The sequence below is a fragment of the Tissierella pigra genome (genome assembly GCF_018917845.1).
Taxonomy (GTDB): Bacteria; Bacillota; Clostridia; order Tissierellales; family Tissierellaceae; genus Tissierella; species Tissierella pigra.
The window spans coordinates 377,351-392,296 of record NZ_JAHLPJ010000001.1 but is presented as its reverse complement, the minus strand read 5'-3'; the positions used below and the strand labels follow the sequence as shown (position 1 = coordinate 392,296).

Annotated in this window: 15 protein-coding genes; 2 read left to right on the top strand and 13 right to left on the bottom strand. The window is 32.1% G+C overall.

Annotated features, from left to right (window positions below):
- Positions 1 to 5 precede the first annotated feature (5 nt).
- From mobB to nuoE, 11 genes are all read right to left on the bottom strand, one after another.
- Positions 6 to 506 (bottom strand): molybdopterin-guanine dinucleotide biosynthesis protein B, encoded by a 501-nt coding sequence (gene mobB / locus KQI41_RS01960; RefSeq protein ID WP_154442273.1) that lies wholly within the window; start codon positions 504 to 506, stop codon positions 6 to 8.
- Complete coding sequence (locus KQI41_RS01955; protein WP_154442275.1) at positions 506 to 1,738, bottom strand: molybdopterin molybdotransferase MoeA; 1,233 nt, start codon at positions 1,736 to 1,738, stop codon at positions 506 to 508. The genes mobB and KQI41_RS01955 overlap by 1 nt, the downstream gene beginning before the upstream one ends.
- Before the next feature lie 9 nt (positions 1,739 to 1,747).
- The gene (locus KQI41_RS01950) at positions 1,748 to 2,770 is read right to left on the bottom strand and encodes a molybdopterin-binding protein (RefSeq protein ID WP_216584719.1); all 1,023 of its coding nucleotides are present in this window, start codon (positions 2,768 to 2,770) and stop codon (positions 1,748 to 1,750) included.
- 132 nt (positions 2,771 to 2,902) lie between these two features.
- Entirely contained in the window at positions 2,903 to 3,973 is a 1,071-nt protein-coding gene (locus KQI41_RS01945; RefSeq protein ID WP_244971077.1) for a sulfate/molybdate ABC transporter ATP-binding protein, read from the bottom strand.
- Positions 3,954 to 4,628 (bottom strand): molybdate ABC transporter permease subunit, encoded by a 675-nt coding sequence (gene modB / locus KQI41_RS01940; protein ID WP_216584718.1) that lies wholly within the window; start codon positions 4,626 to 4,628, stop codon positions 3,954 to 3,956. Before modB ends, KQI41_RS01945 begins: the two co-directional genes overlap by 20 nt.
- A gap of 16 nt (positions 4,629 to 4,644) precedes the next feature.
- The gene (modA, locus tag KQI41_RS01935) at positions 4,645 to 5,478 is read right to left on the bottom strand and encodes a molybdate ABC transporter substrate-binding protein (protein ID WP_216584717.1); all 834 of its coding nucleotides are present in this window, start codon (positions 5,476 to 5,478) and stop codon (positions 4,645 to 4,647) included.
- 221 nt (positions 5,479 to 5,699) lie between these two features.
- On the bottom strand, positions 5,700 to 8,393 hold the full coding sequence (fdhF, locus tag KQI41_RS01930) for a formate dehydrogenase subunit alpha (protein ID WP_216584716.1): 2,694 nt from the start codon (positions 8,391 to 8,393) through the stop codon (positions 5,700 to 5,702).
- Positions 8,394 to 8,467: 74 nt separating this feature from the next.
- Positions 8,468 to 8,923, bottom strand: coding sequence for a ferritin-like domain-containing protein (locus tag KQI41_RS01925; protein WP_216584715.1), 456 nt, complete (start codon positions 8,921 to 8,923; stop codon positions 8,468 to 8,470).
- 34 nt (positions 8,924 to 8,957) lie between these two features.
- Entirely contained in the window at positions 8,958 to 9,902 is a 945-nt protein-coding gene (locus KQI41_RS01920) for an NADH-quinone oxidoreductase subunit G (protein ID WP_154442289.1), read from the bottom strand.
- A 16-nt stretch (positions 9,903 to 9,918) separates the two neighbouring features.
- Positions 9,919 to 11,496, bottom strand: a complete 1,578-nt coding sequence (locus KQI41_RS01915) for an NADH-ubiquinone oxidoreductase-F iron-sulfur binding region domain-containing protein (protein WP_216585900.1) — start codon at positions 11,494 to 11,496, stop codon at positions 9,919 to 9,921.
- Between the two features lie 19 nt (positions 11,497 to 11,515).
- On the bottom strand, positions 11,516 to 12,001 hold the full coding sequence (nuoE, locus tag KQI41_RS01910; protein WP_216584714.1) for an NADH-quinone oxidoreductase subunit NuoE: 486 nt from the start codon (positions 11,999 to 12,001) through the stop codon (positions 11,516 to 11,518).
- A gap of 305 nt (positions 12,002 to 12,306) precedes the next feature.
- Between nuoE and KQI41_RS01905 the strand changes: the two genes are divergently transcribed.
- Together KQI41_RS01905 and KQI41_RS01900 are read left to right on the top strand one after the other, a co-directional pair.
- Positions 12,307 to 13,173, top strand: coding sequence for a DUF4438 domain-containing protein (locus KQI41_RS01905; protein ID WP_216584713.1), 867 nt, complete (start codon positions 12,307 to 12,309; stop codon positions 13,171 to 13,173).
- 7 nt (positions 13,174 to 13,180) lie between these two features.
- Entirely contained in the window at positions 13,181 to 13,480 is a 300-nt protein-coding gene (locus tag KQI41_RS01900) for a DUF1294 domain-containing protein (protein ID WP_216584712.1), read from the top strand.
- Positions 13,481 to 13,526: 46 nt separating this feature from the next.
- Here KQI41_RS01900 and KQI41_RS01895 read toward each other — a convergent pair whose 3' ends face one another.
- Both KQI41_RS01895 and KQI41_RS01890 read right to left on the bottom strand, forming a co-directional pair.
- The gene (locus tag KQI41_RS01895) at positions 13,527 to 14,141 is read right to left on the bottom strand and encodes an acetate uptake transporter (RefSeq protein WP_154442299.1); all 615 of its coding nucleotides are present in this window, start codon (positions 14,139 to 14,141) and stop codon (positions 13,527 to 13,529) included.
- A 90-nt stretch (positions 14,142 to 14,231) separates the two neighbouring features.
- Positions 14,232 to 14,909: a uracil-DNA glycosylase gene (locus KQI41_RS01890; protein ID WP_154442301.1), complete on the bottom strand. Its 678-nt coding sequence runs from the start codon at positions 14,907 to 14,909 to the stop codon at positions 14,232 to 14,234.
- Between the last annotated feature and the right edge of the window lie 37 nt (positions 14,910 to 14,946).

Genomic DNA, 14,946 nt, shown 5'->3' with positions numbered 1-14,946 from the left:
TCCAATTAATTTATCTTATTTCTTAAAAACCTTTCTTCTATTAAATCAACTACTTCTTTAATCTCTGTAAAATCAAACTGAGGTATATTCTTATGAAAAGTTTTGTCTGTTATAATGCCAAATAATTCCTCATCCTTAGAATGTAGTTTTTCTGCTACTTCTTTTCTAAAAACTTCTAATTTAGGTTTATTCTCATTTTTATATCCTTCTGTTATTATAATATCTACATTATCAATCTTCTCTATTACAGCATCTAAAGTATATTCTTCTTCTACTTGTTCAATTATTGCCATCTTCCTTGGAGACGATATACTGACAACATTTGCCCCTGCCTCAGCATGAAGCCATGTATCTTTTCCAGGTTTATCTATTTCAAAACCATGAACATCGTGTTTTATGGTTCCAACTCTATAGCCTCTATTTCTTAATTCACTTATGATTTTACACAAGACTGTGGTTTTACCGACATTTGATTTACTTCCAACAACTGAAAATACAGGAATCATTATTCCACCTCTAAATAATTTATTAATTCTACTTTTATTTTATCACCTTTTTTATAAGGCCCTGTATTTGCCTTTACAAGAAATAGAGAATTCTTTCCTGATAAACTGGATAATACTCCTGAACTATGTTTATTAGGTAGACTTGTATAATATTGTCCATTCTTTTTATATGTGTAGCCCCTAACATATCTATCTTGATTGCTGATTTTAATAAAATCATCTTCTAATATGGAGTCTATTTCCATTAGGTCATATTTCTCTTTTCCAGCTAGTCTAAGTATTATTGGTCTTACAAATTGTTCAAAAGTAATAAAAGCTGCTGCTGGATTACCTGATAATCCAAATAAAAATTTATTTCCGTGTTTCCCTACAACTATAGGCGAGCCTGGTTTCATTTGAGTTTTCCAAAATAAGATGTTTCCCCCTATTTCATGAAATACTTCTTTTATAATATCTGCATCTCCTACAGATGCCCCTCCTGTTGTAACTACAATATTAGCCCACTTTAAAGCTTCTTCCAATATTTTTTTTGCTTCCTCTATATTATCTTTACAAATTCCTAATATTCTAGCATCGCCACCCCATCTTTTGGCTTGGGCTGCTATGGTATAAGAATTACTATTTCTAATTTTTCCTTCTTTTAATTCTTCATAAATGTCTACCAATTCATCACCTGTAGCCAAAATAGCCACCTTAGGTTTAGCATATACCTTTATTCTACTTATACCTAATGAAGCCAATATGCCTATTTCTGCTGAATCAATTATTACTCCTTTAGAAAGAACTACATCTCCTACTTTTATGTCCTCTCCTTTTTTGACAATATTGGATTCTGGCTCTAAATGATGAAATATTTTTACATCTTTGTCTGTAAATTCTGTGTCCTCATATTTCATAACTACATTTGCACCTTCTGGTATCTTTGCCCCTGTCATTATCCTTATGGCTTCACCATTTCCAATGGACTTTGTACTTACATAACCTGCTTGTATGGAATCTATAACCTTTAATGTTGTGGGGAAATCTTTAGCTGCATTTAATGTATCTTCTGATTTATAAGCGTATCCGTCAAGAGGCGATCTATTAAATGGTGGTATATTTATATTAGATTTAATGTTTTCAGCCAAAACATAACCTTGACTTTCCAATAAAGAAATTTCTATAATGGAAGTCTCTATATATTGTTCCTCCAATATTCTATTTGCCTCTTCTATTGAAATATTTGTTTTCATTTTTCCTCCTTAGTGTTTTCCAAAATGACAATTAGGGAATGTACATACTTCACAAGATATACACTGTCCTCCATATCCCATTCTAGAAATATCCTTTCTGTAAATCTTTTCTCCAGCCATTACTCTAGGTAATAACAAGTCGAATGCTGTAGTCTTTGCAAACATTACGCAACCTGGCAGTCCAAATACTGGTATATCATCTAAATAGGCAAATAAAAGCATGGCTCCTGGTAAAATTGGAGTTCCATAGGTAATAACATTTGCACCTGTAGCTTTTATAGCCCCTGGAGTCTTGTCGTCTGGATCTACAGACATTCCTCCTGTAACTATAATAAGTTCTGCTCCTTTTTCCTTTACATCTAATATCTTTTCTTTAATGATTTCTAATTCATCTGGAACTATTTCTTTATAAAATATTTCTGAACCAAAGAATTTTAACTTTTTCTCAATTACTGGACCAAATTTATCTTCAATTCTCCCTTTATAGACTTCAGAACCTGTTACTATTAGTGCAGTCTTAAATTTTTTAAAGGGTTTAACTTGAAACATGGGCTCTTTATCCTTTGCTAATTCTTCTATCTTATATATATTCTCCTTCTTCGTAGTTAAGGGAATTATTCTGCATCCACCTAGTAAATCTCCCTTATTTACATATCTATCTCCATGTATTGTAGCCACACAAATATCTCCAATATCGTTGACTTCATCTAGTAAATCTCTATTGATTTTCAAAAGACCTTTATATTCAGGGTTTATATTTATTTTTCCTTCTTTTGGTTCAGAAAAAGAAATTCCTGAACCTGCAAATAATTCTCCTAATCTTACAGCAGCTTCATCTTCATGAAACTCATCTTCACTTAAATCAAAAACATAAATATGCTCTTTTCCTATTCTTAAAAGTCTTTCTATATCATTTTCAGTAATAATATGACCTTTTTTAAATGCTACTCCTTTAAATTCTCCAGGAACTATTTCTGTTATATCATGACCTAATACCATACCAACTGCATCTTCTGTTCTTATAACATTCATTAGTATCACTCCAATATGATTAAATATTTATGGTTAAATTATATAAATTTTGTCTGACTATTTCAACAATATCTTGCTAAAACCAATATAAATGTTTTAAAACAGCCAAAATAGTGGCTGTTTTCTTGGGTTTTACTTATTTAACAATAATAGATTTTTTTTATTAAAATGCAAATATATTGACTTTTTATTTTCTATACCCTTAAATTGACTTTCTGAAACCTCCATATAAATTTTTTGAGTTTCATAATCTTTTATCCTTGGTGAAAGAACTAAAGTATGTGAGAATAAATTATCAATTACATTGAGTATATTAAATTCAAAGGTATTCTCTTCTTTATTATCTTCACTGACTTTTAGATGCTCAGTGTAAATACCTACATATTTTACATCATCATCCACTTCATTACAATTTAATTCCAAACCTAAGTCAACAGCGCATACCTTGTTCTCGGAAATCTTCTTTGCTTTTGAAATGTTTTTGCATCCTGTTAAAACTGCTGCTGCATAAGTAGTAGGACGATTAAATATTTCTTCCCTAGAGTTTATTTCTTCTATTTTCCCTTTATTAAATACTGCTACTTTTTCACATATTCTAAAAACCTCATCTTTATTATGAGAAACATACAAAGTATTTCCACCATAGGTTCTAAGTATGGATATTATCTCTTGTTCCATTTGCCATCTTAAATGTTCATCTAAAGCAGAAAAGGGTTCATCTAGCATGAGTATTTCTGGTTCATTGACTAACATTCGGGCTAAAGCTACTCTTTGCTGCTGTCCACCTGATAGTTGATGGGGATAATTATTTTCCAAGCCTTTCAATGAAAAGGCTTCTATTTTTTCATTTATTATTTCATTTTTATTGTTGCGACCTTTAGGTACTGCTATAGCAATGTTTTGTCTTAAAGTCATATTGGGAAAAAGAGCATAGCTTTGAAATAATAATCCTACTTTCCTATTCTGAGGTAATAGGTTAATCTTCTTTTTGCTATTAAATAATATTCTATTATTTAATATAATCTCTCCTTCATCTGGCTTTTCTATTCCAGCTATACATTTTAATGTCATACTCTTGCCACATCCAGATGCACCTAAAAGAGCCATGGTTTCACCGTTGGTTTCAAACTCTATATCCAACTTAAAATTATCAAACTCTTTTTTTATATTAACATAAAGAATCTTAATTACCTCCTTTCCCAACTTTTATTACTTGCATCCTTTCAAATTTATTCATTACTATCATAGATACAAGTGAAATCCCAACCATTATTGCTACCCATTTATATGCTAAAGTTCTATTCCCTGCCTGAACAGCACTATAAACTGCTACTGCCATGGTCTGAGTCTTTCCAGGAATATTTCCAGCAAGCATTATGGTAGCTCCAAATTCTCCCAATGCCCTAGCAAATGCCAATATGGTTCCTGCCATTATGCTAGAAAAACTATTAGGTAACATTATCTTTAAAAATATCTTATGATTAGATAATCCCAAGGTCTTAGCAACATAAATCATATTTCTATCCAGTTGTTCAAAGGCTCCCCTAACAGTTCTATACATCAATGGAAAAGATACTACAGCAGAAGCTATTATAGTTGCAGCTTCTGAAAAAACTATGGATATATCATAGGAACTTAAAAACTTTCCTATGATACTATTTTTCCCTAACAATACTAAAAGGAAAAAACCCAGTACAGTAGGAGGTAGAACTAGTGGAATGGTCAAAATACCATCCACTAGTCCCTTTGTTTTATCTAACTTTGTAGTAAAATAAGCGGCATAGATTCCAAAGACAAATGTTATCATAGTTGCTATTACGGCTGCCTTTAAAGATATTAATAATGGAGAATAATTCATATTATTTCCTCAGTTTCTATTTAATTGAGAAACCATATTTTTCAAAAGTTTTTTTGGATTCATCAGTAGACAAGAAATCTAAAAACGCCTGTGCTCTATCGGGATTCTTACTTTCCTTAACTACTCCAACTGGATAACTAACTTCTTTATGGCTTTCCTCTGGTGCTTCTGTAATAATATTTATACTATCTGATGTATAAGCATCTGTTGCATAAACAATACCACAATCAACTTCTCCACTTTCTACCCAAGTAAGTACTGTTCTTACATCACTACCTAGTATAAGTTTTGGTTCTACTTTATCTTTTATATTGATATTCTCAAATATCTCTTCACTATATTGTCCTACTGGAACATTACTAGGATCTCCTACAGCGATTTTTTTAACATCATCCTTAGTTAAATCTTCAAAGGATTTAATGTCTAAATTACTGTCTTTTGGAGTAATAAGTACTACTTTATTTACCAATAAAGTCTTTATGGATTCATTTAACATAAGATCAGCATCTTCTAATGCCTTCATTTGTTTTTGTGCTGCTGACATGAATATATCAACTGGTGCACCTTCCTCTATTTGTGCTTGTAAAGCTCCTGAACTTCCAAAGGTAAATTCTATTGTAGTTTCAGGTTCCATGGCTTTATAAGTTTCTCTTAACTCCTCTAAAACATCTGTTAAACTTGCTGCTGCTGAAATTAATAATTCAACTTGTTCTTTTGGTTGTTGTTCAACTTGGTCAACTGGTTCTACATCTCCTTGTTCTTGCTGGGCTGGTTTCTTGCTACATCCTCCTAGTAGACTTATGGAAATAATCCCTACTAACATAAATGCTAAAAATTTTTTAATTTTCATTTTTGTCCTCCTTATTTATATTATCTAGAATCTTTTCTAGATTTAAACTATAGTTATTATAAATAGCCAATACTCTTTTTTGAGAGTAACGAAAATATTTTTTTATCGCCTCCATGGCGATTACTATTTTTACTATATACAAGGCTTGTGGATAGCCTTAATATAAATTTATTTCAATAGATGGTTTCTGGTTATAGAAACCATCTATTGAATATTGTTTATTATTTAGGTAATTCTCCTTCTTTCGCCTTTTCTACTTTTACTGCTGAAATCTTATATTCAGCAGTCTTAGTAACAGGGTCAAAAGCTGCATTAGTCAATTCATTTACTGGTGATTCTTTGTAGTGGAATGTCATAAACATCATTCCTGGTTTCACTTTATCAGTTATGGTTACTTTTGTCAATATGGAGCCTCTTCTTGATGTTACCCTTATTACGTCTTCTTCTTTTACATCTAATTTTGCTGCGTCTATAGGGTTCATCTCTGCAAGTTCATGAGGTCTTATATCGTTTAATTTCTTAGAATGTCTAGTCATTATATTGTAATGATATAACATTCTTCCAGTTGAAAGAAGTATTGGATAATCATCACATACTAACTCTGCTGGTGCTTCATATTCTACTGGAACCATAAGTCCTTGTCCTCTTGGGAATGTTCCCTTATGAAGATAAGGTGTACCTGGATGTTCCTCTGTTGGACATGGCCATTGTAATCCTATTTTATCTATTCTAGCATAGGTTATACCTCTATAACTAGGAGTAGTTTCTCTTATTTCATTGAATATATCTTCAGAAGTCTTGTAATCAAAACCTTCTGCCCCTAGCCTTGTAGCTACTTCACTTAAAACTTTCCAATCAAGTCTAGCTTCTCCTGGTGCTTCTACAGCTTTTCTTACTCTTTGAACTCTTCTTTCTGTATTTGTAAATGTACCATCTTTTTCAGCATAACAAGTTGCTGGAAATATTACATCTGCAAACTTAGCTGTTTCTGTTAAGAATAAGTCTTGTACTACTAAGAAGTCTAGATTCTCTAAGGACTTTTTAACATGATTTGCATCTGGATCTGTAAGTACAGGATCCTCTCCCATAATGTACATTGCCTTAACATTTCCTAAAAGAGCCTCATCTAACATCTCTGGTATTCTAAGACCGTTTTTACTGTTTATTTTTGTATTCCAGTATTCTTCAAAGAATTTTATATTCTTTTCTTCAGATAAGCTTTGGTATCCTGGCAATGTATTAGGAAGAGCGGCCATATCACAAGCCCCTTGAACGTTATTCTGTCCACGTAAAGGATTTATTCCTGCATTCTCTAATCCAAGGTGTCCTGTTAACATAGCAAGATTTGCAAGGTTCATAACGTTTGCTGTTCCTGTTGTATGCTCTGTTATTCCCAGTGTATAGAATATACCTGCTTTTTTAGTACTTGTATATAGTTTCGCAGTTTCATATAAAATATCCTCTGGTATTCCTGTAATTCTAGCCACTACTTCTGGCGAATAGTTCTCTATGGTTTCTAATACACTTTCAAATCCCGTACAACGACTTTCTATAAATTCTTTGTCATGCCATCCTTCTTTAACAATTATGTGCATCAATCCATTTATTAAGGCCGCATCTGTACCTGAATTCAAAGGCAACCATAAAGCAGCCATTTCCGCTAATTCTGTACGACGTGGATCTATTACTATGAGTTTTGACCCATTTTTAGCTGCTTTTTTCATCTTATTTCCAATTATTGGATGAGCCTCTGTAGCATTTGATCCAATAATAAATAATACTTCATTTCCTTCTACTTCTCCAATGGAGTTAGACATAGCTCCACTTCCCAATGTAGTTGCAAGACCTGCAACTGTAGGGGCATGTCAGGTTCGAGCGCAGTGATCTACGTTGTTAGTTCCTATGGCAACTCTCATCATCTTTTGGAACACAAAGTTATCTTCATTTGTACAACGTGCAGAACTTAATCCTGCTATTGCATCTCCTCCAAATTGATCTCTTGTGTTTTTAAGATTTTCAACTACTAAGTTTATGGCTTCATCCCAACTAGATTCTACAAATTCTCCATCTTTTTTAATCAATGGCTTAGTAATTCTATCTGGACTATTTATAAAGTCTATATGATACCTTCCTTTAACACAAAGGGACTTTCCATTTACTGGTGACTCTGGATTTGGAGTTACTCCTACTACTTTTCCATCTTTAACATTTAAGTCAAAATTACATCCCGTACCACAGAAAGGACAAGTAGTACGAACTTTCGTTACTTCCCAAGGTCTAACCCCTTTTAATTGTTTGTTTATAAGAGCTCCTGTAGGACAGGCAGTTATACATTGACCGCACATTCTACAATTCTTATAGTCAATAGGATTATCAAACCCTGTTGTAACTTTTGAGTTAAATCCTCTTCCTGTGAAATCAATAGTTGAAGTTACTTGAATTTCGCTACATACTCTAACACATTTTCCACAAAGTATACATTTACTTTGGTCTCTTTCCATAACTGGGTTCAAACTATCTATTGCATATTTTTTTACTTCACCTTTAAAAGAACCTTCTTTTATTCCATATTTATAGCATAAGTCTTGAAGTCCACATTCTCCAGACTTTTCACAAGTTAAACAATCCTGGGGATGGTTTGAATACAGAAGGTCCAAAATATCTCTACGAGTTTTAACTACCTTTTCAGACTCTGTATTTACAACCATTCCTTCTCTTACTTTAGCTGAACAAGATGCTACAAGGTTCTTAGACCCTTCCACTTCTACTACACATAATCTGCATCCACCAAAGGGTGTAAGTTCTTTGTCATGGCATAAAGTTGGAATATTTACTCCATTCTCTCGAGCAGCTTCTAATATGGACATTCCTTCTTTTGCCTCAATGGTTTTCCCATTCATAATAAACCTAATCATATTTTCGCCTCCATACGCTACTAATACATTTTTAAATTTAATTGGCTATTTTAATTATATTCAAATTTCTCGAACTACCAAACTTCGTTATATGCAATATTAACATAGACATCTTCCAGTCTAGTTTTGTGCATTTGTTCCATTTTCATAAGCCCAATAAAAAGCTTCTTTTGTTCATCATCTAAGGATATTTCAGATAAGTTCTTATACATATCCATTGCTTCTTCTTCATTTTTTATTGCCAAGGCAATAGCATCTGTAAATTGTATTTCTACAGTTAATTTTGGCTTATCTATGGTTTCTGCTAGTTTATAGTCACTAGTTTCATCTATTCTTATTTCCTTAGCTCCACTTTTTAAAAAATCTTCTAAAAACTTCTTATGATCCAATTCTTCTTCAGCTAATTCTTCAAAAGTCTTTTTTAGATGATGGTCTTTAACTTTTATAGCAGCATCTCTATAGAATTCATATGCTTCTACTTCATTATTTACAGCAAATTCTATAATTGATTTAAATTCATGCTTGTCCATCATTGACCCTCCTTATGGGTTTGTATACTAAAGATTACTCTTCATCCTTCTTTTCTAATTTTTCTATTTTATCAATTACATTGGATAATCCCAAAGCTTTAGTCCAAGTAGTTTCATTAAACTTTCCACCTATTTTTCTATAAGGTGTATCTGGATTATCTACATTTAACAATTCTGTAGTCAGTCTTCCTTTTAAGCATAATGGTCTGCCATTAGATGGTGCTTTTGCTCTTACAGCAACTTTCTCATTATCCTTAGACAAGACTTCAAACTCACAGCCATAATCACATACTTTACAATTTATAGTCTTAATATCTGCTTCCCATGCTCTTGTCTTTCCTATTAATCTTTTATCAACTAGAGCACCAACAGGACATACTGTTACACATCTATTACAAGATACACATTTAGAAGCAGCAAATGTTTTATCAGAGTCTAAAACTATCTTGGTATCATATCCTCTTTCAGCAAATGCTAAAACTTCTCTTTCTCCTTTTATTTGAGAACAAGTTCTTACACATTTTCCACATAAAATACATTTACTATTGTCCTTCAATATATATGGACTTGAAGTATCCATAAGTTCTGGTCTCATGGCTCCATCATGTTTTCTAAATTTAACACCATATTTATATGAATATTTTTGTAGTAAACATTCACCTGCTTTTTGACAAGTTAAACAATCATTTGGATGACTATCTAATAATAGTTGTAAAATGTCTTGTCTTGCTTTGATTACTTTTTCAGTTTCAGAGTTTACAACCATTCCCTCTCTAACCTTTACAGAGCAAGATGTCTCTAATTTTTTACTTCCCTCTATTTCAACTACACATAATCTACAGGCTGATACAACTTCTAGATTTGGATCATAGCAAAGGGCTGGAATTTCTATACCAAGTTCTTTAGCAGCTTGAATTATAGAGTAGTCTTCAGGTACTGTAATCTGTTTCCCATCTATTGTGAGTGTTACATTTTTCATGACATTACCTTCCTTTCTATCTCTTAATTACTGCTCCAACTGGACATACTGAAGCACAATTGCCACATTTAATACATCTATCAGTGTCTATTACATGTCTTTCTTTTAATTTTCCATCGATACAAGATGTAGGACAGTTTCTAGCACATTTAGTACATCCTATACATTTATCTGTAATATAGAATTCTAGAAGTGCTTGACAGGCACCTGCTGGACATTTCTTCTCATTTACATGAGCCTCATATTCTTCTCTAAAGTAGTGTAATGTACTAGTTACAGGATTTGCAGCAGTTTGTCCCAATCCACAAAGTGAAGCTGAACTAATTGTATCTGCTAAGGATTCCATTCTTGCAATATATTCTTCTGTACCTTCTCCTGAAGTTATTTTTTCCAATAATTCCAACATTCTTTTTGTACCTTCTCTACATGGTACGCATTTACCACAGGATTCTTCTACTGTAAAGTCAAGGAAGAATCTAGCAATATCTACCATACAATCTGTTTCATCCATTACAACCATTCCACCTGAACCCATTATTGAGCCAATTTTAGCCAAGGATTCAAAGTCTACTGGAGTATCTAGTAAATCAGCTGGAATACATCCTCCTGATGGTCCACCAGTTTGTACAGCTTTAATGGCCTTATCATCTGCTACTCCCCCACCAATATCAAAAACTATCTCTCTTAAAGGCATTCCCATTGGCACTTCCACAAGTCCTGCATTCTTTACTTTTCCTACTAATGCAAATACCTTAGTTCCTGGAGACTTTTCAGTTCCTATACTTCTAAACCACTCTGTTCCTCTTTGGAATATTACAGGTACATTTGCTAAGGTTTCTACATTGTTAATAACAGTTGGTTTTTGCCATAAACCTTTTTGAGCTGTTCTATATATCTTAGTTCTTGGCATACCTCTCTTACCTTCAATGGATTCCATTAGAGCTGTACCTTCACCACATACGAATGCTCCTGCTCCAAGTCTTAGTTCTATATCAAAATTAAAACCTGTTCCCAATATATTGTTTCCTAACAATCCATATTCTTTAGCTTGTTCTATGGCTTGTTTAAGTCTTTTAACAGCCAATGGATACTCTGCCCTAACATAGATAAATCCTTGATCAGCACCTATAGCATATCCTGCTATTGCCATACCTTCAAGTACGGAATGAGGATCCCCCTCAAGAATAGACCTGTCCATAAATGCACCTGGGTCTCCTTCGTCTGCATTACATATTACATATTTTTTATCTGAATCATATTTAAAAGCCTCAGCCCATTTTCTACCTGCTGGGAAACCTGCTCCACCTCTACCTCTTAAATTTGATTCAACCATAGTATTAATAACGTCTTCTGGCTTCATTTCAGTAAGAATTTTTCCTAAAGATGTATAACCGTCAAGTGCTATGTACTCATCAATACTTTCTGGTCTAATTATTTCACAGTTTCTCAAGGCTATTCTGGTTTGTTTTCTATAATAGTCACCCTTTAATATAAAATTGCCATCTTTTACTTCTGTATTATCTTCTTCTTTTAATCTTTCTTCTAAGACTAGTCTAGATTTTTCTTTTAACTCCTGCAACTTTTCTAAAGTCATCATAGTTCTTACCTCCGAATTATCTATATTTTTCTATTATAGCTTTAATGTCTTCTGGCTTTAACTTACCATGTGTATCATCATTTATGTTTATAACTGGTGCTAATCCACAAGCTCCTATACATCTAGTAGGTGTAATAGAGAATTTAAGGTCTGGTGTAGTTCCACCACATTTTATTCCTAAAACATTTTCAATCTCTGCAAGTACTTTTTCTGCTCCTTTAACATAACAAGCTGTTCCTAAGCATACTGAAATATTGTTTTCTCCCTTTGGAATAAATGTAAATTGGGAATAGAATGTAGCTACACCATATATTTCAGATAATGGTATATTTAAATCTTTAGATATAATTTCTAAGATTTCATTAGGAAGGTATCCAAATTTTACCTGGGCTTCTTGTAATACAGGCATTAAAACTCCTTGCTTGTCCCTATTTTCTTTGATGAAATCTCTAAATTCTTGAATCTTTTCTTTATTTTCTTCTAAATTAAATTTAAATTCCATAATAGCCTCCTCTTAAATATTATTTGAAAATAGACAGCAACTAAGTTGCTGTCTATTTTCATATGTAGTTATCATATAAGCAGTATCTTATTTGTATGTCATTTATCAACATCTTTTATGGATTTTTGTTATACTTTAATCTAATAAGCATATTAATTTTATAATAATCAATAAATTTTGTCAACATTATGATTATTTTAACAATCTTCGGGTATATCAAAGGTTTAAGGTACTTTTAAATCTATAGAAACATTTCCATCTTTTATGTAGTATAATCTATATATATTGATAAAGGAGTGATGATTTTGTTAAAAACTAATAAAGACAAATTAGTAATTCAATCGGTTCAAGGGAAAATTCATAGTCCTGCCATGGGACCAAGCCCCTATAGAATAAGTCATGATGGCAAACCTATGATACTGCATGGTGTTGGTGGAATTACTTATAATTTCCAAATTGGTGATTCCTGTATGGATCTTATAGGTGATCATGTGGAACCAGGAGTAAGTATGAGAAATGAAGATAAAATGGAAAATCAAGCATTAATGGTTTTATCCTGTGTTGGTAATGAAGCCAAAGTAGTATCAGGAGATGCAAAGGGTGCAAAGGGATTTGTTACAGGAATGCACGGTGGAATTGAACATGTTTTAGTATATTTTCCACAACAGGATTTGGAAAAGATGGCTATAAATGACACTATTTTAATTAAAGCAAATGGTCAAGGCTTAAGAATTGAAGGTCATGAAGATGTTTTAGTTATGAATTTAGACCCTAATTTATTTGAAAAATTAGAAATCAAGGAAAATGAAAATGGAGAACTGGAGGTTCCTATAGTAACTGAAATACCAGCTCATTTAATGGGTTCAGGTATAGGCAGTTCTACTAGTTTATCTGGAGACTATGATATAACCACTGGTGATGAAGAAGCTGTAAAAGAATATGGTATAGATAAACTTAGATTTGGAGACTTAGTACTATTGAAAGACTGTGATAATACTTATGGTCGCCAATATTTAAAAGGTTCTGTAACTGTTGGAGTAGTAGTACACAGTAATTGTATATTAGCTGGACATGGCCCTGGAGTTACAGGACTTATTAGCTGTAAAACTTCTAAAATAAAGGGAATAAAAACAGAAGATGCTAATATTGCAAAATATCTTGGTGTAAAATAATTATAAAATGAAAGATATTCTAAACTTCAATAATAAAGAATCCTTGTTCTTAATTTATTTAGGTCTTATAAATTTCTCATCATTTTTAATGTTTTGGATAGATAAAAATAAGGCTCAAAAAAAACAATGGAGGATACCAGAACTTTATTTACTCATTATATCTTTTTTAGGTGGTTCCATAGGTTCTCTAATGGCTATGGTTTTATTTAAACATAAACTATCTAAAAAGAAGTTTTATATTGGTATTCCTTTATTTATTCTAGTTAATAAAATAATGGAGTTAATTGTATTTAATGGTATAAAATAAAAAATATGATAGGATTAATCCTATCATATTTTTATTTTATAAAGATTTATTTAAATATTCCAAATGGTTTTCCCACTGGTAAAAATACCTTTCCAAAATGTTCATTTAATACTGAAGCACCTGAACCATAGAATGATAATAATGATATTATTAGTTCAGAATATGCTGCCAGTTTATGTGGAAATTCTCCCATGATTCCAAAAGAATCAAGTGTTAAACCAATAAATAATAGGTCTATAAAGAAGAAAATTAAAAATAATACCTTATGAGTCTCCATAGCACCTATAGTCATAAATACTGTAAAAATTAGATAACCTAAAAATGCAAAACCTAATTGTTTTGGATCTACATTTGCTGCTAATTTTTCACCAAATACTCCCATTTGCATCATCCAAGATAATGCAACACCCATCCAAAAGAATCCATATGCTCCAAAAGCAGTTGTACCAAAAGTATTATTTCTCTTAGAGTCATTGATACAGGCAAATAACTGAGCAAAAGCACCTAAGAATATTGCCCAAGGTATTACAAAAGATAATCCTGTTGTAATTCCCAACTTTTGTGATGATGCTACTAATGTTACCATGGCTAGTCCAAATAGACCTATTGCAGATGGATCTGCGTTGACAATTTTTACATTTTCTGTATGAACTTTTTCCATAAAGTCCTCCTTAAATTTAATATAATCTTATATATAATACCATGTTTTAAATTAATTTCAAGTTAAACTTTTATCATTTTCATAGAAATTTTATATATTTTCTATTTGCCAGTCTATAGGCTTCTTTCCTATGGATTCTAAAAACTTATTTGTCTTTGAAAATGGCTTAGAACCAAAGAAACCTCTACTGGCAGATAATGGACTTGGATGAACTGATGTTATTATATAATGTTTAGGATTTGTAATTAACATCCTTTTCTTTATGGCATTGTTTCCCCAAAGTATGAAAACTATGGGGTCATCCCTTTCATTTAATAGTTTTATTATATGGTCTGTGAAAATCTGCCATCCAATTTTACTGTGAGAATTAGCATCCCCTGCTCTAACTGTTAAAGATGTATTTAACAGAAGGACTCCTTCTTCTGCCCATTTTGTTAAAACTCCATTGTTGGGTATATAGCAACCTAAATCATCCTTTAATTCCTTATACATATTTACTAAAGAAGGTGGTATTCTCACTCCAGCTTTTACAGAAAATGCTAACCCATAGGCTTGATTTGGCCCATGATATGGGTCTTGACCTAAGATTACCACTTTAGTATCCTTATATGAAGTTAAATGTAGGGCATTAAATATATCATTCATATGAGGATATATTACCTTGGTATTATATTCATTAATTAGAAATGATCTAAGTTTTTGATAATACTCCTTCTCCATTTCACCTTCTAATAATTCTTGCCAATCGTTGTTAAATATTTTTTTCATTTCTACACTCCTTACTAGAATATTATATAATTATTCT